General features: G+C 64.6%; 30 protein-coding genes. All 30 read left to right on the plus strand.

Annotated elements, in window-relative coordinates; all coding sequences use genetic code 11:
- Positions 1–79, plus strand: a 79-nt coding sequence (locus AC1RNP_RS07680; RefSeq protein ID WP_454651434.1) for an EF-Tu C-terminal domain-related protein, incomplete at its 5' end; no start/stop codon positions are given.
- 470 nt (positions 80–549) lie between these two features.
- Positions 550–861 (plus strand): 30S ribosomal protein S10, encoded by a 312-nt coding sequence (rpsJ, locus tag AC1RNP_RS07685; protein WP_005408208.1) that lies wholly within the window; start codon positions 550–552, stop codon positions 859–861.
- 10 nt (positions 862–871) lie between these two features.
- Positions 872–1,528 carry a 50S ribosomal protein L3 gene (gene rplC / locus AC1RNP_RS07690; protein ID WP_493050680.1) on the plus strand — a complete coding sequence of 219 codons (657 nt, stop codon included), beginning with the start codon at positions 872–874 and terminating at the stop codon, positions 1,526–1,528.
- A 2-nt stretch (positions 1,529–1,530) separates the two neighbouring features.
- The gene (gene rplD / locus AC1RNP_RS07695; RefSeq protein ID WP_493050681.1) at positions 1,531–2,136 is read left to right on the plus strand and encodes a 50S ribosomal protein L4; all 606 of its coding nucleotides are present in this window, start codon (positions 1,531–1,533) and stop codon (positions 2,134–2,136) included.
- The gene (gene rplW / locus AC1RNP_RS07700; protein ID WP_493050682.1) at positions 2,133–2,426 is read left to right on the plus strand and encodes a 50S ribosomal protein L23; all 294 of its coding nucleotides are present in this window, start codon (positions 2,133–2,135) and stop codon (positions 2,424–2,426) included. Before rplD ends, rplW begins: the two co-directional genes overlap by 4 nt.
- An 11-nt stretch (positions 2,427–2,437) precedes the next feature.
- Entirely contained in the window at positions 2,438–3,265 is an 828-nt protein-coding gene (rplB, locus tag AC1RNP_RS07705; protein WP_493050683.1) for a 50S ribosomal protein L2, read from the plus strand.
- A 6-nt stretch (positions 3,266–3,271) separates the two neighbouring features.
- Complete coding sequence (gene rpsS, locus AC1RNP_RS07710; RefSeq protein WP_226470185.1) at positions 3,272–3,541, plus strand: 30S ribosomal protein S19; 270 nt, start codon at positions 3,272–3,274, stop codon at positions 3,539–3,541.
- An 82-nt stretch (positions 3,542–3,623) separates the two neighbouring features.
- Entirely contained in the window at positions 3,624–3,944 is a 321-nt protein-coding gene (gene rplV / locus AC1RNP_RS07715) for a 50S ribosomal protein L22 (protein WP_493050989.1), read from the plus strand.
- Positions 3,945–3,946: 2 nt separating this feature from the next.
- Positions 3,947–4,732, plus strand: coding sequence for a 30S ribosomal protein S3 (rpsC, locus tag AC1RNP_RS07720; protein ID WP_493050684.1), 786 nt, complete (start codon positions 3,947–3,949; stop codon positions 4,730–4,732).
- Positions 4,733–4,734: 2 nt separating this feature from the next.
- A complete protein-coding gene (rplP, locus tag AC1RNP_RS07725) occupies positions 4,735–5,148 on the plus strand; it encodes a 50S ribosomal protein L16 (RefSeq protein WP_493050685.1) in 414 nt (137 codons plus the stop codon).
- Positions 5,148–5,336 carry a 50S ribosomal protein L29 gene (gene rpmC, locus AC1RNP_RS07730; protein ID WP_493050686.1) on the plus strand — a complete coding sequence of 63 codons (189 nt, stop codon included), beginning with the start codon at positions 5,148–5,150 and terminating at the stop codon, positions 5,334–5,336. Before rplP ends, rpmC begins: the two co-directional genes overlap by 1 nt.
- Positions 5,337–5,348: 12 nt before the next feature.
- The gene (gene rpsQ, locus AC1RNP_RS07735; protein ID WP_226470181.1) at positions 5,349–5,615 is read left to right on the plus strand and encodes a 30S ribosomal protein S17; all 267 of its coding nucleotides are present in this window, start codon (positions 5,349–5,351) and stop codon (positions 5,613–5,615) included.
- 14 nt (positions 5,616–5,629) lie between these two features.
- Positions 5,630–5,998 carry a 50S ribosomal protein L14 gene (gene rplN, locus AC1RNP_RS07740; protein ID WP_146387447.1) on the plus strand — a complete coding sequence of 123 codons (369 nt, stop codon included), beginning with the start codon at positions 5,630–5,632 and terminating at the stop codon, positions 5,996–5,998.
- A 28-nt stretch (positions 5,999–6,026) separates the two neighbouring features.
- The gene (rplX, locus tag AC1RNP_RS07745; protein ID WP_493050687.1) at positions 6,027–6,344 is read left to right on the plus strand and encodes a 50S ribosomal protein L24; all 318 of its coding nucleotides are present in this window, start codon (positions 6,027–6,029) and stop codon (positions 6,342–6,344) included.
- Positions 6,345–6,355: 11 nt separating this feature from the next.
- A complete protein-coding gene (gene rplE, locus AC1RNP_RS07750) occupies positions 6,356–6,898 on the plus strand; it encodes a 50S ribosomal protein L5 (RefSeq protein WP_493050688.1) in 543 nt (180 codons plus the stop codon).
- Between the two features lie 18 nt (positions 6,899–6,916).
- Positions 6,917–7,222 (plus strand): 30S ribosomal protein S14, encoded by a 306-nt coding sequence (gene rpsN / locus AC1RNP_RS07755; RefSeq protein ID WP_226470178.1) that lies wholly within the window; start codon positions 6,917–6,919, stop codon positions 7,220–7,222.
- A 64-nt stretch (positions 7,223–7,286) separates the two neighbouring features.
- Positions 7,287–7,682, plus strand: coding sequence for a 30S ribosomal protein S8 (rpsH, locus tag AC1RNP_RS07760; RefSeq protein WP_226470177.1), 396 nt, complete (start codon positions 7,287–7,289; stop codon positions 7,680–7,682).
- Positions 7,683–7,698: 16 nt separating this feature from the next.
- Positions 7,699–8,226: a 50S ribosomal protein L6 gene (rplF, locus tag AC1RNP_RS07765; RefSeq protein WP_493050689.1), complete on the plus strand. Its 528-nt coding sequence runs from the start codon at positions 7,699–7,701 to the stop codon at positions 8,224–8,226.
- Between the two features lie 45 nt (positions 8,227–8,271).
- Entirely contained in the window at positions 8,272–8,625 is a 354-nt protein-coding gene (gene rplR / locus AC1RNP_RS07770) for a 50S ribosomal protein L18 (RefSeq protein ID WP_226470175.1), read from the plus strand.
- Positions 8,626–8,783: 158 nt separating this feature from the next.
- Positions 8,784–9,329 carry a 30S ribosomal protein S5 gene (rpsE, locus tag AC1RNP_RS07775; protein WP_493050690.1) on the plus strand — a complete coding sequence of 182 codons (546 nt, stop codon included), beginning with the start codon at positions 8,784–8,786 and terminating at the stop codon, positions 9,327–9,329.
- Positions 9,322–9,525, plus strand: a complete 204-nt coding sequence (rpmD, locus tag AC1RNP_RS07780; protein ID WP_493050691.1) for a 50S ribosomal protein L30 — start codon at positions 9,322–9,324, stop codon at positions 9,523–9,525. Before rpsE ends, rpmD begins: the two co-directional genes overlap by 8 nt.
- A gap of 4 nt (positions 9,526–9,529) precedes the next feature.
- A complete protein-coding gene (gene rplO / locus AC1RNP_RS07785; RefSeq protein WP_493050692.1) occupies positions 9,530–9,964 on the plus strand; it encodes a 50S ribosomal protein L15 in 435 nt (144 codons plus the stop codon).
- A 7-nt stretch (positions 9,965–9,971) separates the two neighbouring features.
- Positions 9,972–11,339 (plus strand): preprotein translocase subunit SecY, encoded by a 1,368-nt coding sequence (secY, locus tag AC1RNP_RS07790; protein WP_493050693.1) that lies wholly within the window; start codon positions 9,972–9,974, stop codon positions 11,337–11,339.
- Between the two features lie 357 nt (positions 11,340–11,696).
- Complete coding sequence (gene rpsM, locus AC1RNP_RS07795; RefSeq protein WP_226470171.1) at positions 11,697–12,053, plus strand: 30S ribosomal protein S13; 357 nt, start codon at positions 11,697–11,699, stop codon at positions 12,051–12,053.
- A 13-nt stretch (positions 12,054–12,066) separates the two neighbouring features.
- The gene (gene rpsK / locus AC1RNP_RS07800) at positions 12,067–12,459 is read left to right on the plus strand and encodes a 30S ribosomal protein S11 (RefSeq protein WP_226470170.1); all 393 of its coding nucleotides are present in this window, start codon (positions 12,067–12,069) and stop codon (positions 12,457–12,459) included.
- A gap of 14 nt (positions 12,460–12,473) precedes the next feature.
- On the plus strand, positions 12,474–13,103 hold the full coding sequence (gene rpsD, locus AC1RNP_RS07805; protein WP_226470169.1) for a 30S ribosomal protein S4: 630 nt from the start codon (positions 12,474–12,476) through the stop codon (positions 13,101–13,103).
- A gap of 164 nt (positions 13,104–13,267) precedes the next feature.
- Positions 13,268–14,266 carry a DNA-directed RNA polymerase subunit alpha gene (locus tag AC1RNP_RS07810; protein ID WP_226470168.1) on the plus strand — a complete coding sequence of 333 codons (999 nt, stop codon included), beginning with the start codon at positions 13,268–13,270 and terminating at the stop codon, positions 14,264–14,266.
- Between the two features lie 27 nt (positions 14,267–14,293).
- A complete protein-coding gene (gene rplQ / locus AC1RNP_RS07815; RefSeq protein WP_226470167.1) occupies positions 14,294–14,659 on the plus strand; it encodes a 50S ribosomal protein L17 in 366 nt (121 codons plus the stop codon).
- Between the two features lie 273 nt (positions 14,660–14,932).
- Positions 14,933–15,088, plus strand: a complete 156-nt coding sequence (locus AC1RNP_RS07820; protein ID WP_493050695.1) for a hypothetical protein — start codon at positions 14,933–14,935, stop codon at positions 15,086–15,088.
- Positions 15,089–15,163: 75 nt separating this feature from the next.
- Complete coding sequence (locus tag AC1RNP_RS07825; RefSeq protein ID WP_493050697.1) at positions 15,164–18,022, plus strand: type 2 lanthipeptide synthetase LanM family protein; 2,859 nt, start codon at positions 15,164–15,166, stop codon at positions 18,020–18,022.
- Positions 18,023–18,025: the final 3 nt, after the last annotated feature.

The raw sequence follows: 18,025 nt of genomic DNA on the forward strand, positions 1-18,025 counted from the left end.
GGACGAAGGTCTTCGCTTCGCGATCCGCGAGGGCGGCCGCACGGTCGGCGCGGGCGTGGTGGCCAAGATCATCAAGTGATGTTTGGCCCTTGGGGCCAAAATCATCCCCGCGAAGGCGGGGGATCCGCTGCCTTATAAGCTTCGGCCCTCTCCCGTCAGTGGGAGAGGGGCTTGTTAGAAAAGAGTTGGGCCGAAACGCTTGCAATAGCAGCTCAAGCCCCTCTATAATGTTCGACCACTTCCCGATTCGCCTTTGGCGGCCCGGGAAACCGCGAAATGGGGCGCAGGAAGCACTTCGTTTTCGCCAGACAGGGAAAATGTCACGCGGCAGGAGCCCCGCCCGTCCCGAAGTTCTTCGGGACATCGTCGGCAGGGGCATTTTGTCGCGTTTGCAGTTCTCCGTCTGGGCGGGCCGAGCGATCGGCCTGCCTTGATTTTTGGAAGCAAAGGATACTCCCGAGGGAACTTTCCTCGGAAAGTCAATGATTTAACGGGGTCCGGCGCACCCAGTCGCCAGGCCTGTCGCTCTTTCAACCTAGGAATTCCGTCATGGCGGACCAAAAGATCCGGATCCGGCTCAAGGCGTTCGATCATCGTCTGATCGACCGTTCGGCCAGTGAGATCGTCGAAACGGCCAAGCGGACCGGCGCGCAAGTGCGCGGCCCGATCCCGCTGCCTACCAAGATCGAACGCTACACCGTCCTGGTGTCCCCGCACGTCGACAAGGACGCGCGCGACCAGTACGAAACCCGCACGCACAAGCGCGTGCTCGACATCGTCGACCCCAACGACAAGACCGTGGACGCGCTGATGAAGCTCGAACTCGCGGCTGGCGTCGACGTGCAGATCAAGCTGACCTGAGGCCGCCACCATGACCGCGAAGAAATATTCGTTGGGGCTGGTCGGTCGCAAGGCCGGCATGAGCCGCGTCTTCACCGAGGACGGCAAGTCCGTGCCGGTGACTCTGATCGAGGCCACCCCGAACCGCATCACCCAGATCAAGACCCTCGATACCGACGGCTACAGCGCCGTGCAGGTCACCGTGGGCGTGCGCCGCGCCGCGCTGGTCAACAAGCCGGAAACCGGCCATCTCGCCAAGGCGAAGGTCGAAGCCGGCCGTGGCCTGTGGGAGCTGCGCGTGGAAGCCGACAAGATCGGCGACTTCGAGATTGGCGGCGAGATCAAGGCCGACATCTTCGAGGTCGGCCAGATCGTCGACGTCCAGGGCGTGACCAAGGGCAAGGGCTTCCAGGGCACGATCAAGCGCTGGAACTTCCGCATGGGCGACGCCACGCACGGTAACTCGCTGTCGCACCGCTCGCCGGGTTCGATCGGCCAGCGCCAGACGCCGGGTCGCGTGTTTCCGGGCAAGAAGATGTCCGGCCACATGGGCGCCGTGCAGCAGAGCACGCAGGGCCTGGAAGTGGTGAAGGTCGACGCCGAGCGTGGCCTGATCGCAATCAAGGGCGCGGTGCCGGGCGCGCCGGGCGGCGACGTGATCGTGCGTCCGTCGAGCAAGGGAGTTTGATGATGGAACTCGCCATTAACAACAGTTCGAAGACGCTGTCGGTGTCCGACGCCGTTTTTGGTCGTGAATTCAGCGAAGACCTCGTGCACCAGGTCGTCGTCGCCTACCGCAACGCGGGTCGCGCCGGCACCAAGGCGCAGAAGACGCGCGCTGAAGTCAACGGCACCACCAAGAAGTCGAAGAAGCAGAAGGGCGGCGGTGCCCGTCACGGTGCGCTGACCGCGCCGATCTTCGTCGGCGGCGGCGTCACCTTCGCCGCGAAGCCGCGCAGCTTCGAGCAGAAGGTCAACCGCAAGCAGTACCGCGCCGCGATCGCGGCGATCCTGTCGGAGCTCAACCGCCAGGGCCGTCTGAAGGTCGTCGATGCGTTCGACATCGGCGAGACCAAGACCAAGGGTCTGGTCGCCAAGCTGAAGGAACTCGAGCTCGGCCAGCGTCCGCTGATCGTGACCGAGGAGGCCTCCGAGCACCTGTACCTGTCCGCGCGCAATCTGCCGTATGTGGAAGTGCGCGACGTGCAGGGCCTGGATCCGGTCGCCCTGGTCGGCGCCGACAGCGTCCTGGTCACCGCCGATGCCGTGAAGAAAATCGAGGAGTGGCTGGCATGAGCGCCAATCTCTACAGCGTGATCCGTGCGCCGCGCGTGTCCGAAAAGACCGCGCGCATGCAGGAAAGCAACCAATACGCCTTCGAAGTCGCGAAGACGGCCACCAAGGCCGATATCAAGACCGCGATCGAGAAGTTGTTCGACGTCAAGGTCGAGGCGGTCAACGTGGTCAACGTGAAGGGCAAGAACAAGTCCTTCCGTTTCCGTCAGGGCAGCCGCGGCGACTGGCGCAAAGCGTACGTGAAGCTGGCCGAAGGCCAGTCGATCGACGTGATGACGGCCAAGGTCTGAGGAATTAATCCATGGCATTGATGACATTCAAGCCCACCTCCGCAGGTCGCCGTTCGGCGGTCCGCGTGGTGACGCCGGATTTGCACAAGGGTGCTCCGCACGCGCCGCTGCTCGAGAAGCAGGGCAAGACGGGCGGCCGCAACCACCACGGCCGCATCACCACCCGCCACATCGGCGGCGGTCACAAGCAGCACTACCGCATCGTCGACTTCAAGCGCGACAAGGAAGGCATTCCGGCGCGCGTGGAGCGGATCGAATACGATCCCAACCGCACCGCGCACATCGCGCTGCTGTGCTACGTCGACGGTGAGCGCCGCTACATCATCGCGCCGAAGGGCCTGAAGGCCGGTGATCAGGTGATCGCAGGCAATGACGCCCCGATCCGCGCCGGCAACACCCTGCCGCTGCGCAACATCCCGGTCGGCTCCACGGTGCATTGCATCGAGATGAAGCCGGGCAAGGGCGCCCAGCTGGCGCGCGCCGCCGGCGCCGCGGTGCAGCTGGTCGCGCGTGAAGGCGTGTACGCGCTGCTCCGCCTGCGTTCGGGCGAGATGCGCAAGGTGCCGGCCGAGTGCCGCGCCACCATCGGTGAAGTCGGCAACGACGAGCACAACCTGGAGAAGCTCGGCAAGGCCGGCGCCAAGCGTTGGCGCGGCGTGCGTCCGACCGTTCGCGGTGCGGCCATGAACCCGGTCGACCACCCGCACGGTGGTGGTGAGGCCAAGGCCGGCCAGGGCAATCCGCATCCGGTCACGCCGTGGGGCGTGCCGACCAAGGGTTACAAGACCCGCAAGAACAAGCGGACGCAGCAGTTCATCGTGCGCGACCGCAGGAGCTAATCGACCATGGCACGTTCACTGAAAAAGGGCCCGTTCGTCGACCACCACCTGATCAAGAAGGTGGAAGCGGCGGGTAGCAGCAAGCGACCGATCAAGACCTGGTCGCGGCGTTCGATGATCCTGCCGGAGATGGTGGGCTTCACCATCGCCGTACACAACGGCAAGAACCACGTTCCGGTGCTCGTCAACGAGAACATGGTCGGCCACAAACTCGGCGAGTTCGCCATGACCCGTACGTTCAAGGGTCACGGCGGCGACAAGAAAGCCGGCAAGTAAGGAGCGCACCGTGGACAAGGCAACTCGCGAAAAACACGAAGAGCAGAAGCGGGCGCGCACCGAGCTCAACAAGCGCACGTCGATCCTCAAGACCGCGCGCATCTCGCCGCAGAAGGCCCGTCTGGTCGCCGACCAGGTGCGTGGCCTGCCTGCCGAGCGCGCCGTCAACCTGCTGAAGTTCTCTGACAAGAAAGCCGCCCACCTGATCAAGAAGGTGGTGGAGTCGGCGATCGCCAACGCCGAGAACAACGCCGGTGCGGACATCGACGAGCTGAAGATCACCAAGATCACGATCGACGAAGGTCCGGCGCTGAAGCGCTTCATGGCCCGCGCCAAGGGTCGCGGCACGCGCATCCTCAAGCGCACCAGCCACATCACCGTCGTCGTCGGCGAAGGGAAGTAATCATGGGTCATAAAGTTCATCCGACGGGTATTCGCCTCGGCATCGCCAAGGACTGGAACTCCAAGTGGTACGCCGGCAAGAAGGAGTACGCCTCCTATCTCGCCGCCGACCTCAAGGTCCGCGAGATGCTGCGCAAGAAGCTGGCCGCCGCCGGGATCAGCAAGATCCTGATCGAGCGTCCGGCCAAGACCGCGCGCGTGACCATCCACACCGCCCGTCCGGGCGTGGTGATCGGCAAGCGTGGCGAGGACATCGAGAAGCTGCGCAAGGACGTCAGCGACCTGATGGGCGTTCCGGCGCACATCAATGTCACCGAAGTGCGTAAGCCCGAGCTCGACGCGCAGCTGGTGGCCGAATCGATCGCCCAGCAGCTCGAGCGCCGCATCATGTTCCGCCGCGCGATGAAGCGCGCCGTGGGCAACGCGATGCGCCTGGGCGCGCTCGGCATCAAGGTCAACGTCGCCGGCCGCTTGAACGGTGCGGAAATCGCCCGCTCCGAGTGGTACCGCGAAGGCCGCGTGCCGCTGCATACGCTGCGCGCCGACGTCGACTACGGCTTCGCCGAAGCCAAGACCACCTACGGCATCATCGGCATCAAGACCTGGATCTACAAGGGCGAGATCTTCGATTTCTCCCAGGTCGGCCAGGAGAAGCAGGACGACACGCCGCGCGGCAACGAGCGTGGCGATCGCGGTGACCGCGAGCGTCCGCGTGGTCCGCGCCGTGAGCGCGGTGATCGTGCCGATCGCGGAGACCGCACTGGCGGTCGCGACGAGGCGAGGGACTAATCATGCTGCAACCCAAGCGAACCAAATTCCGCAAGATGCACAAGGGCCGTAACGACGGCCTGTCGTGGAACGGCAATGCCGTCAGCTTCGGCGAGTACGGCCTGAAGGCCACGCAGACCGGCCAGCTGACCGCGCGTCAGATCGAGGCCGCGCGACGTTCGATCAGCCGTTACGTCAAGCGTGGCGGCAAGATGTGGATCCGCGTGTTCCCGGACAAGCCGATCACCAAGAAGCCGATCGAAGTCCGAATGGGCTCCGGTAAGGGCAACGTCGAGTACTGGGTCGCGCAGATCCAGCCCGGCCGCATGATCTATGAAATCGAGGGCGTCGATGAGGCAACCGCGCGCGAGGCGTTCCGCCTGGCCGCCGCCAAGCTCTCGGTGACCACCCAATTCGTGACCCGGACGGTGCGCTGATGAGCACGATCAAAGAACTCCGCGGCAAGTCCGCCGACGACCTGCAGGCCCACCTGCTGGATCTGCAGAAAGAGCAGTTCTCGCTGCGCATGCAGAAGGTGACCGGCCAGCTCGCCAAGACCCACGACGTCCGCCGGGTGCGCCGCGAGATCGCGCGTGTGAGCTTCCTGCTCGGCAACAAGAAGTAAGGAATGGCTGACATGACCGAAAATACCGAAAAGAAGCTGCGCACGGTCGAAGGCCGCGTCGTCAGCAACAAGATGGACAAGACCGTGACGGTGCTCGTCGAGCGTCAGGTCAAGCACGCGCTGTACGGCAAGTACATCCGTCGCTCGACCAAGCTGCACGCCCACGACGCCGACAACGCCTGCAATGAAGGCGACACGGTGCGCGTGGTCGAGATCGCGCCGATGTCCAAGACCAAGAACTGGCGCGTGGTCGAGATCGTCGCCCGCGCGGCTGAATAAGAGGAGGGCAGACCATGATCCAGATGCAAAGCCACCTCGACGTGGCAGACAACTCCGGCGCCAAGGAAGTGATGTGCATCAAGGTGCTCGGCGGCTCCAAGCGCCGTTACGCCGCGATCGGCGACATCATCAAAGTGTCGGTGAAGGACGCCATCCCGCGCGGCAAGGTGAAGAAGGGCGAGGTCTATGACGCCGTGGTCGTGCGCACCCGCAAGGGCGTGCGTCGTGCCGACGGTTCGCTGATCCGCTTCGACGGCAACGCCGCCGTGCTGCTCAACAACAAGCACGAGCCGATCGGCACGCGCATCTTCGGGCCTGTGACCCGCGAGCTGCGTTCCGAGAAGTTCATGAAGATCGTCTCGCTCGCACCCGAAGTGCTGTAACGAGCTGTATCGAGCCGAGGACAAGACAATGGCCAATCGAATCAAGAAAGGCGATCAAGTGATCGTCACCGCCGGCAAGGACAAGGGCAAGAAGGGCGATGTGGTGCGCGTGCTCGGCGACAAGGTCGTCGTGTCGAACGTCAACATCGTCAAGCGCCACACCAAGCCGAACCCGCAGATCAATCAGCCGGGTGGTGTGATCGAGCGCGAGTCGCCGATCCATGTTTCCAACGTGATGCTGTTCAACCCTGCCTCGGGCAAGGGCGAGCGCATTGGTACCAAGGTGCTCGAGGATGGACGCCGACTGCGCGTGTTCCGCTCGAGCGGTGAGGCGATCGACGCCTGAGGAATGCTGAAATGACGACCCGTCTGGAAAAGTTCTACAAGGAAGAAGTGGCGCCGAAGCTCATGGAGAAGTTCGGCTACACCAATCCGATGCAGGTGCCGCGCCTGAGCAAGATCACGCTCAACATGGGCGTGGGCGAAGCTGCCGCCAACAAGAAGATCCTCGAGAATGCCGTTGCCGACATGGTCAAGATCGCCGGCCAGAAGCCGGTGGTGACCAAGTCGCGCATCTCGGTGGCCTCGTTCAAGATCCGTGACGGCTGGCCGATCGGCTGCAAGGTCACCCTGCGCCGTGCCAAGATGTACGAGTTCCTGGACCGCCTGATCAACATCTCGCTGCCGCGCGTGCGCGACTTCCGTGGTGTGTCCGGTCGTTCGTTCGACGGTCGCGGCAACTACAACATGGGTGTGAAGGAACAGATCATCTTCCCGGAAATCGACTTCGACCAGGTCGATGCGATCCGCGGCATGGATATCGCCATCACGACCACGGCCCGCACCAACGAAGAAGCCAAGGCGCTGCTCGAAGCCTTCCGCTTCCCGTTCCGCAACTGATCATCCGAGGACTACACAATGGCCAAGACCTCCATGGTCAACCGCGAAACCAAGCGGACCAAGCTGGCAAAGAAGTACGCCGCCAAGCGTGACGCGCTGAAGAAGATCGTCAACAGCCAGACGGCGAGCTACGAAGACAAGATGGAAGCCGCGACCAAGCTGCAGAAGCTGCCGCGCGATTCCTCGCCTTCCCGCCAGACCACGCGTTGCGTCCTGACCGGCCGTCCGCGCGCGGTGTACAGCAAGTTCGGCCTGGGCCGCAACAAGCTGCGCGAAGCCACCATGCGTGGCGATGTGCCGGGCCTGCGCAAGGCTTCCTGGTAACAGTTTTCCAACCCCAAAGATTTTCGCGAAAGCGGATATCGGTGCTACTCAAAGGTGATATTCAATGAGCATGACTGATCCCATCGCCGACATGCTGGTCCGCATCAAGAATGCGGCCGCGGTCGGCAAGCCGACGGTGAAGATGCCGTCGTCCAAGACCAAGGTGGCCATCGCCAACGTCCTCAAGGACGAAGGCTACATCGGCAACCTGCGCGTGACCGAGAACGGCGCCAAGGCCGAGCTCGAGATCGAGCTGAAGTATTTCGAAGGCCGTCCGGTGATCGAGCGCCTGCAGCGCGTTTCGCGCTCGGGTCTGCGCAACTACCGCGGCAAGGACGCGCTGCCGAAGGTGCTCAACGGCCTCGGCATCGCCATCATTTCCACGTCGAAGGGCATCATGACCGACGCGCAGGCGCGCCAGCACGGCGTCGGTGGCGAAGTCCTGTGCTTCGTGGCGTAACGAGGAGTCCAGAACAATGTCTCGTGTAGCCAAGAAGCCGATCGCCCTGCCGAAGGGCGTCGAACTGAACGTCCAGGGCGACAACATCAGCGTCAAGGGCCCGAAGGGCACGCTGTCGATCGCCAAGCCGGCCGGCGTTGAACTCAAGCAGGAGAACGGCGTCACCAACCTGTCGCCGGTCGACCTGTCGCATGACGCCATCACCGGCACCCTGCGCGCCATCCTCGCCAACATGGTGAAGGGTGTCTCGGACGGCTTCGAGCGCAAGCTCGAGCTGGTGGGCGTGGGTTACCGCGCCTCGATGCAGGGCAAGGACCTGAACCTGTCGCTGGGTTTTTCGCACCCGGTGCTGTTCAAGGCCCCGGAAGGCATCACCATCGCCACGCCGACCCAGACCGAAATCGTGGTCAGCGGCGCCGACAAGCAGCGCGTCGGTGAAGTCGCCGCCAAGATCCGCGGGTTCCGTCCGCCGGAGCCCTACAAGGGCAAGGGTGTGAAGTACGCCGGCGAAAACATCATTCGTAAGGAAGCCAAGAAGGCGTAACGCTCGACAAGAGCCCCGCGCTTTCAGCTTTCGAGGATAAGAGCAATGGAAAAGAAAATCGCCCGCCTGCGCCGCGCCAAGTCGACCCGTGCGCACATCCGCAATCTCGGCGTGCCGCGCCTGTCGGTGCTGCGCACCGGCCAGCACGTCTATGCGCAGCTGTTCAACGCCGACGGCTCCAAGGTCCTGGCCGCGGCCAGCACCACGCAGGCCGACGTTCGCGACGGCCTGAAGAACGGCAAGAACGCTGAAGCCGCCGCCAAGGTCGGTCGCATCATCGCCGAGAAGGCCAAGGCCGCCGGCATCGAGAAGGTCGCGTTCGACCGCTCGGGTTACCGCTATCACGGCCGCATCAAGGCGCTGGCCGACGCCGCTCGCGAGGGCGGTCTGCAGTTCTAAGGCTTGAAGGCGTGGGGCATCGTCCCCACGCCTAGTCTCCCCCGCCGGCGCGGGCTGCGCCGGGCGCGGTACGGAGTTCTCCGTCCCGTGAAACATCCGCGACATATCACAACCATAAGCGGCGAAGCCGCAAATTCCTCAACAACCGAGATATCGAAATGGCAGAAGAACGTGCACCGCGGGGCCGCGATCGTGATCGCAACCGCGACCGCGAGGAAATCGACGACGGCATGATCGAAAAGCTGATCGCGGTCAACCGCGTCAGCAAGACCGTCAAGGGCGGCCGCCAGTTCACCTTCACCGCGCTGACGGTGGTGGGCGACGGCGACGGCAAGATCGGCTTCGGCTACGGCAAGGCGCGCGAAGTGCCGGTCGCGATCCAGAAGTCGATGGAATACGCGCGCAAGAACATGACGTCGGTCGACCTGAACAACGGTACGTTGTGGCATCAGGTGAAGGCCGGCCACGGCGCGGCCCGCGTGTTCATGCAGCCGGCTTCCGAAGGTACCGGCGTGATCGCCGGCGGCGCGATGCGCGCCGTGCTGGAAGCGGTCGGCGTGAAGAACGTGCTGGCCAAGGCGGTCGGTTCGCGCAATCCCATCAACCTCGTTCGTGCGACGGTCAAGGGTCTGGAGGCGATGCATTCGCCGAGCAAGATCGCGGCCAAGCGCGGCAAGAAGGTGGAGGACATCGTCCATGGCTAAGAAGAACGAAGCCAACAGCGGCGGCACCGTCAAGGTGCGTCTGGTCAAGGGCCTGCGCGGTTCGCAGGCGCGTCATCGCCTGTCGGTGAAGGCGCTCGGCCTCAACAAACTCAACGACGTCCGCGAGCTGAAAGACAGCCCGCAGGTGCGTGGCCTGATCAACAAGGTGCACTACCTGGTGCAGGTCGAGGAGTAATCACATGAAGCTCAACACTCTCAAGCCGGCCGAAGGCGCCCGCACCGAGCGCGTCCGCGTCGGTCGCGGCATCGGCTCCGGTCTCGGCAAGACCGCGGGTCGCGGTCACAAGGGTTCGTTCGCGCGCGCGGGCAAGGGCAAGATCAAGGCCGGCTTCGAAGGCGGCCAGATGCCGCTGCGCAAGCGTCTGCCGAAGGTCGGCTTCCGTTCGAAGCTGAAGAACGATACCGCGCAGGTCATGCTGTATCAGCTCGATTCGCTCGAGGGCACGGTCGATTTCGCCGCGCTGCGTGCGGCCAAGCTGGTGCCGGCGACGGCCAAGCGCGCCAAGATCGTCAAGAAGGGCGACGTTTCCAAGAAGCTCGTGCTGAAGGGCGTGCTGGCCACGGCCGGTGCGCGCGCGGCGATCGAAGCGGCCGGCGGCCAGATCGAGGAGTAAGCAAGGCATGTCACGCAGCAGCAGTGCGATGGCCGGGATCGGCGGCGGCTTGGGCAAATTCACCGAGCTGCGCCAGCGCTTGCTGTTCGTGCTGGGCGCGCTGATCGTCTATCGCATCGGCTGCTACATCCCCGTCCCGGGTGTGAACCCGGACGCCATGCTGCAGCTGATGGAGCAGCAGAAGGGCACCATCGTGGACATGTTCAACATGTTCTCCGGTGGCGCCCTGCAGCGCTTCAGCCTGTTTGCGCTGAACGTGGTGCCGTACATCTCGGCCTCGATCATCGTGCAGCTGCTGGTGCAGATCGTGCCGAGCCTGAAGGCGATCCAGAAGGAAGGCGAGTCCGGACGCCGCCGCATCACCCAGTGGTCGCGCATCGGCGCGATCCCGCTGGCGGTCTTCCAGGCGGCCGGCATCGCCACCGCGCTGCAGAGCGGCGCCGGCACCGGCGTGCAGGCGGTCTACACGCCCGGCATCGGCTTCGTGCTGACGGCCGTGGTCGCACTGACCGCGGGCACGATGTTCCTGATGTGGCTGGGCGAGCAGGTGACCGAGCGCGGCGTCGGCAACGGCGTGTCGCTGATCATCTTCGCCGGCATCGTGGCTGGCTTGCCGGGCGCGGTGCTCAACACCATCGAGCAGGCGCGCAACGGCGACATGAGCCCGATCTCGGTGATCATGATCGTGGCCATCGTGCTGGCCTTCACCTTCTTCGTAGTGTTCGTCGAGCGCGGTCAGCGCCGCATCACGGTGAACTACGCGCGCCGCCAGGGTGGCCGCAGCGCGTACATGAACCAGAGTTCGTTCCTGCCGCTGAAGCTCAACATGTCGGGCGTGATCCCGGCGATCTTCGCGTCGTCGATCATCATGTTCCCCTCGACGATCACCACCTGGTTCGGCAGCCAGAGCGCCACGGGCGGCCTGCAGCTGACCTTGCAGAAGATCAGCCAGATGCTGGCCCCGGGCGAGCCGCTGCACATGATCCTGTTCGCGGTGCTGATCGCGGGCTTCGCGTTCTTCTATACCGCGCTGGTCTTCAACTCGCAGGAAACCGCGGACAACCTGAAGAAATCCGGCGCGCTGATTCCGGGCATCCGTCCGGGCAAGGCCACGGCCGACTACATCGACGGCGTGCTGACGCGGCTGACCGCCGCCGGCGCGATCTACCTGGTGCTGGTCTGCCTGCTGCCGGAAGTGATGCGCACCAAGCTGGGCACCTCGTTCTCGTTCGGCGGCACCTCGCTGCTGATCGTGGTGGTGGTGGTGATGGACTTCATCGCCCAGATCCAGGCGCATCTGATGTCGCACCAGTACGAAAGCCTGCTGAAGAAGGCGAACCTGAAGGGCGGCACGCGAGGACTCTCGCGGAGCTGAAGGATTGAACCGCCGGCGCCCGCATGAATGGGGCGGCGGCGTGAAGAACAACGGTTTCTCCCACAACCTCGGGGAGAAACAGATGGGCGACTCGCGCGGCGGTCTCGTGCGCGGGTGGGCCGATGCCAGTCCCCGCGCTTGAGTGGCGAGGGGCGGGCGGGAACCCGGGTAACCGGGGCCTCGCCCAGCAAGGGTCCGTCGCCGGAGCATGGGCACACTCCCCATGCCGGAGTCCATGGGTGGCTTGCCGCCCGGGGCTTCCTAAGAAGCCGAGACCCTGTTAGAATTTCGTGTTCACTGCGTCGGATTCCGGATTCCCCCGGATACCCGGCCGCCAAACCAGTTGGAGATCCGCGCATGGCGCGTATTGCAGGTGTCAACCTGCCTGCCCAGAAACACGTCTGGGTCGGGCTGCAAAGCATCTACGGCATCGGCCGTACCCGTTCGAAGCAGGTCTGCGAATCCGCGGGCGTGTCCTCGAACACCAAGATCCGCGACCTGTCCGAGCCGGAAGTCGAGCGCCTGCGCGCCGAAGTCGGCAAGTTCGTGGTCGAGGGCGACCTCCGCCGTGAGGTCGGCATCGCCATCAAGCGTCTGATGGACCTGGCCTGCTATCGCGGCCTCCGTCACCGCCGCGGCCTGCCGCTGCGCGGCCAGCGCACCCGGACCAATGCCCGTACCCGCAAGGGTCCGCGCAAGGCCATCAAGAAGTAAGGGGTAGACAACCATGGCCAAGCCGGCAGCAGCCAAGACCAAGAAGAAGATCAAGCGCGTCGTCACCGACGGCGTCGCCCACGTCCACGCTTCTTTCAACAACACCATCGTCACGATCACCGACCGCCAGGGCAACGCGCTGTCGTGGGCGACTTCGGGCGGCGCGGGTTTCCGCGGCTCGCGCAAGTCCACCCCGTTCGCCGCCCAGGTCGCCGCCGAGAAGGCCGGCAAGGCCGCGCTCGATTACGGCGTGAAGTCGCTGGAAGTGCGCATCAAGGGCCCGGGTCCGGGCCGCGAATCGGCCGTACGTTCGCTCAACAACGTCGGCTACAAGATCACCAACATCATCGACGTGACGCCAATCCCGCACAACGGGTGCCGTCCGCCGAAGAAGCGTCGCGTCTGAGGAGCTGAAGAAGAATGGCTCGTTATATCGGTCCCACCTGTAAGCTCGCTCGCCGCGAAGGCACTGACCTCTCGCTGAAGAGTCCGGCCCGCGCGCTGGACTCCAAGTGCAAGCTCGAGCAGAAACCCGGCCAGCACGGCGCCACCGCCCGCAAGGGCAAGCTGTCCGACTACGCCACCCAGCTGCGCGAGAAGCAGAAGGTCAAGCGCATCTACGGTCTGCTGGAACGCCAGTTCCGCAACTACTACAAGAAGGCTTCGACGAAGAAGGGCAACACCGGCGAAACCCTGTTGCAGATGCTGGAAACCCGCCTGGACAACGTCGTCTATCGCATGGGCTTCGCGGTCACGCGTCCGGCGGCGCGCCAGCTGGTTTCGCACCGCGGCGTCACGGTCAACGGCAAGTTCGTCAACCTGCCGTCGTACCAGGTCAAGGCCGGTGATGCGATCGCGCTGTCCGAGCGTGCGCAGAAGCAGCTTCGCGTGCAGGAGTCCCTGACGGTTTCCTCCACGATGGACCTGACGCCGTCGTGGGTCGAGGTCGACGCGAAGAAGTTCAGCGGCGTGTTCAAGGCGGTGCCGGATCGCGGCGATCTGCCGGCCGACATCAACGAAGCGCTGATCGTCGAGCTGTACTCGAAGTAATCGGTGTTGAGGGCGTTCCGCCCCGGTAACGACGGAACCGCCCACGGACCAGGCCGACGTGCGATGCGCGTCGGCCGCTCCCTTCCGGAGGGAGCGCCAAAAAGCGTAACGCCAAGCCATCGGCACCCCCAGCCCGATGGTTCACCGCAGGAGAAATCACAAACATGACGGCTAATGCCAACCAGGTCCTGCGCCCCCGCGGCCCCCAGATCGAACGTCTCGCCGGCAACCGTGCGAAGGTCGTGATCGAACCGCTCGAGCGCGGCTACGGTCACACCCTCGGCAACGCGCTGCGGCGCGTGCTGCTGTCGTCCATCCCCGGCTTCGCGATCACCGAGGTCGAGATCGACGGCGTCCTGCACGAATACAGCACCATCGAAGGCCTGCAGGAGGATGTGCTCGAGGTCCTGCTCAACCTGAAGGACATCGCCATCCGCATGGGCACCGGCGACAGCTCCACGCTGACCCTGAGCAAGTCGGGTCCGGGCGTGGTGACCGCCGCCGACATCAAGACCGACCACAACGTCGAGATCCTCAACGGCGAGCACGTGATCTGCCATCTCACCAAGGATGCGTCGATCAACATGCGCCTGAAGATCGAGCGCGGTTTCGGCTACCAGCCGGCCGCCGCCCGTCGTCGTCCGGACGAAGAAACCCGCGCGATCGGCCGTTTGATGCTGGACGCCTCGTTCTCGCCCGTGCGCCGCGTCGCCTATGAAGTCGAAGCCGCGCGCGTGGAACAGCGCACCGACCTCGACAAGCTCGTGCTCGATATCGAAACCAACGGCACGATCGACGCCGAGGAAGCCGTGCGCACCGCCGCCGACATCCTCACCGACCAGCTGTCGGTGTTCGGCGACTTTACGCACCGCGATCGCGGCGCCGCCAAGCCCGCCACCGCCGGCGTCGACCCGATCCTGCTCCGCCCGATCGACGACCTCGAACTGACCGTGCGTTCGGCCAACTGCCTCAAGGCCGAGAGCATCTACTACATCGGCGATCTGATCCAGAAGACCGAAGTGGAACTGCTCAAGACCCCGAACCTCGGCAAGAAGTCGCTGACCGAAATCAAGGAAGTCCTCGCCCAGCGTGGCCTTTCACTCGGCATGAAGCTCGAGAACTGGCCGCCTGCCGGTGTGTCGGCTCACGGCATGCTCGGCTAAGTAAAAAATTCATCAGGAATCACGACCATGCGCCACCAGAAATCCGGACGCAAATTCAGCCGCACCAGCGCACACCGCGATGCGATGTTCACCAACATGGCCGCCTCGCTGTTCAAGCACGAGCTGATCCGCACCACGCTGCCCAAGGCGAAGGAACTCCGCCGCGTCGCCGAGCCGCTGATCACGCTCGCCAAGCGTGACGGCGTCGCCAACCGCCGCCTGGCCTTCTCGCGTTTGCGCGACAAGGAAGCTGTCGGTAACCTGTTCACCAAGCTCGGCCCGCGTTATGCCGAGCGTCCGGGCGGCTACCTGCGCATCCTCAAGTGCGGTTTCCGCGACGGCGACAATGCGCCGATGGCCTATGTTGAACTGGTAGATCGTCCGCAGGCGTAATTGCGGATCCTGCCGCGGGAGCCCGGTTACTTCGCCACGCTGACGGCGCGGCTCGATGACCAGGCCTTCAACGAGCAAAAAACAAAGCCCCGGCCATGTGCCGGGGTTTTTGTTTGTGACGTTCGCCACGCGGGCATTACCGTCCCCTAACCGCAGCCGTGATAGAACGCCGCCTTCGAACCGGGTTGGCGCATGCAGGCGGATGCGCGACAAGGAGCAATCGAGAAGACCGCCCTTACGCGTTACGACGCAATCAATTGGAGAGTCTTTAACATGCTTACGAATTCGGAAATCTCCCAGGAGGTCTTCGACCAGCTGCTGAGCGAGAGCATCGGCGCGGCCGACCTCAACGACGACAAGCTGGTGGACAAGGCCGGCAACATGGCCACGGCCAACACCTGCTGGCGCACCTGTATCTTCTGCGATTGAGATTCGCGATGCGGGATCTGGCGGCCCTTCTCCCGCAACGGGAGAGGGGCCGCTTCGTAAGCATCCTCGTGAAACATGGCTGACGACACGGCGCTGAAGCCGCTGCTGCGCTGGGCGGAACCAATGCTCGCACCCATGCGCGGACGCGCGCTGGCGCAGTGGGCATCGGTGGCACGACGCCGGCCGGATCGCTTCGATTTCGATCAATTGCGACACGCGATCGCGGATGCCTTCGCGGAACCCGCGCTTTCATGGAGCTGCCGCACGCTATTGCTGGAGCTGGCGATCGCACGGCATCAGCAAGCGCTGCAAGGCGAAACGCCGGAGCAGCGTTTCCAACATTTCCTCGAGTGGATCGACAGCGCGGCTGGCCGTCGCGCGTTCGATGCCAGGTATCCGTTGCTGCAGGCGGACATCATTCGACAAGCAACGCAGACCGAACACTTCCTTGCCCGGCTCCTGCAACAGCTGGTCGACGACTATCCGCGATTGGCGCCGCTGCTCACCGATGCGGACACGCCCGGGCGGCTGTGTGCATTCGCGACAGGCTTGGGGGATCGCCACGATCACGGCGGCAGCGTGGTGCGGTTGCGCTTCGAGGCGGGACGCATGCTCTACAAGCCGCGCTCGCTGGCGATGGATGTGGCGTATGCGCGTTTTCTCGCCGAGCTGGCGGAGCAGGGCGTCGAGCCGTTGCAAAAGGCGGCGACGACGCTCGATCGCGGCGATTACGGGTACGCACAATGGATCGAACATGCGCCGTTGGCCGATGTCGGCGCGGCGGGCCGCTACTATCGCCGCTACGGCGGATTGGTCGCGATCGCCTATCTGCTGAGCTGCACCGATCTGCATCTGGAGAACGTCATCGCCTGCGGCGAATATCCGGTGCTGATCGATCTGGAAACCGTGTTCCAGCCCTGGCTCAGCCGGCGAGGACCGGTGACCGGCCGCCATCCGCCGCATGCGCCCTCGATCCTGTTTTCCGGCCTGCTGCCGTTCGAGCGCAACGATCCCGATGCCCATGACATGAGCGGCCTGGCCTGGGGCGAACATCGCCGCACGGTGCGGCAGGTAACGGGTGAGGGAACGGATCAGCTGCGTCTCTCGCCCACGGAAACGATGACGCAGCCGAGCGCGAATCTGCCGTTCCTAGTCGATGGAACCAGGATCGCGCCACATGAGCATGCCGGCGCGATGGTTTCGGGATTCGAGGACACCTATCGCGGCCTGCTCGCGCTGAAGCCGCGCCTGTGCGAGGAAAACGGCCCGCTGGCGCCGTTCGCGCGCCTGGAAACACGCGCGCTGGTGCGTTCCACGCACATCTACGCACGCCTGTTGAACGCGATGTCACACCCGCAGTACTTGCGTTCGGAAGCCGAGCGGGACGAGGTGTTGTCGCGGCTGGAAGTCGGCAGCCGGGAGTGGCCGTTCCTGACGCGAACGCAGGCCCTTGAGCGCGAGGCACTGCTGCGCGGGGATGTGCCGAGATTCCGCATACGCGTCGACGGCACCGACGTGCGGGATGGTGATGGGCATGTTGTTCCGAGGCTGTTCGTTCGTTCCGGCTGGAATGAAACACGGCGCCGGCTGCGTGGACTGTCGCCGCGCGATCTGGAACGGCAGCGCTACGCGCTGGGGCAATCGCTGGAAAGCATCCGGCCGGCAGTTGTGGCGGGAAAAAATGCGGCGGAGCCGCGTTCAGTCAATGTCCCTCTGCGCGCCGACGATGGGATCTTCCTCGATACGGCGATCGCGCTCGGCGATGAACTGCTGCGCCTGTCGTTCCGCGATCGCGGCGAGATCGTCTTCTTCCAGCCGGAATACCACGACAGCCCGCAGCCGGTGATCGCCGCGATGGGCGCCACGCTCTATGAAGGTTTGACGGGCATGATGTTGTTGTTCGGCGAACTGGGCGTGCAGAGCGGATTGGCGCGCTTCACCCGCGCGGCGGAGGCCGCGCTCGAATCCAGCCGGCGCATGCTGCGCGATGATCCCAAGACGATGACCGCGATCGGCCCTTACATCGGCCTGAGCGGGTGGCTCTACGTGTTGCTCGCGGCGGGCATGCGCTGGCGGCGTTCGGATCTGATCGACGAAGCGGTGGATTGGCTGCCGCGCATCGCCGAACGCATCGCGGACGACGATGCGCTCGATCTCATCGGCGGTGCGGGTGGCTGCCTGCTGGTGCTGTCGGAGATGCAACGCTGCAGGCCGGGCGCCGAGGTCACGGCGGCGATGGCCGCATGTGCGACGCGACTGGTTGAAACGGCGCAACGCGATGCCGATGGCGTTCACTGGCCGTGTCCCGCGGCATTGGGGCGCCGTCTGAGCGGCTTCGCGCATGGCAGCGCAGGCATCGGCGCGGCGCTCGCGCGCTACGCGCATGCGCGAGGCGATGCGCGCTGTCTCGCGCTCGCCATGGATGCGTTGCGCTACGAGCGCGCAGCGCACGAAGCGCGGGGCCGGCGCTGGTACGACCTCAATGATGGTCCTGACGAAGACGGGCAGGGCGATACCTATTCCTGGTGCCACGGCGCGCCGGGCGTCGGCCTGGCGCGACTGCTGTGGCCGCAGTCCTTGCGCGATGCCGCATGGCACGAGGAAACGCTTTGTTGCGTCGAGAAGACGCTGGCGGAAGGTTTCGTGGGCGGACACTGCCTGTGCCACGGCCAGCTCGGCAATCTGGAATTACCGCTGCAATGGGCTGTCCAAGCGCGCGATGCCGCGATGCTGGCGCGCTGCCGCGCTCACGGACGTGGGCTGGTCGAGCAGTCGCACGAGATGGGTTGGCGCTGCGGTGGACGCTCGATCGCGGAACTTCCGTTGGGATTGATGGTCGGTCTGGCTGGCATTGTTTACGGATGCCTGCGTCTCGCCGATCCGTGGCACGTCCCCGCGGTGCTGAGCTTGTCCCTCGGTGTCGCACCGACGTGATCC

It is taken from the genome of Luteimonas sp. GW821-FHT14E02, assembly GCF_058803905.1.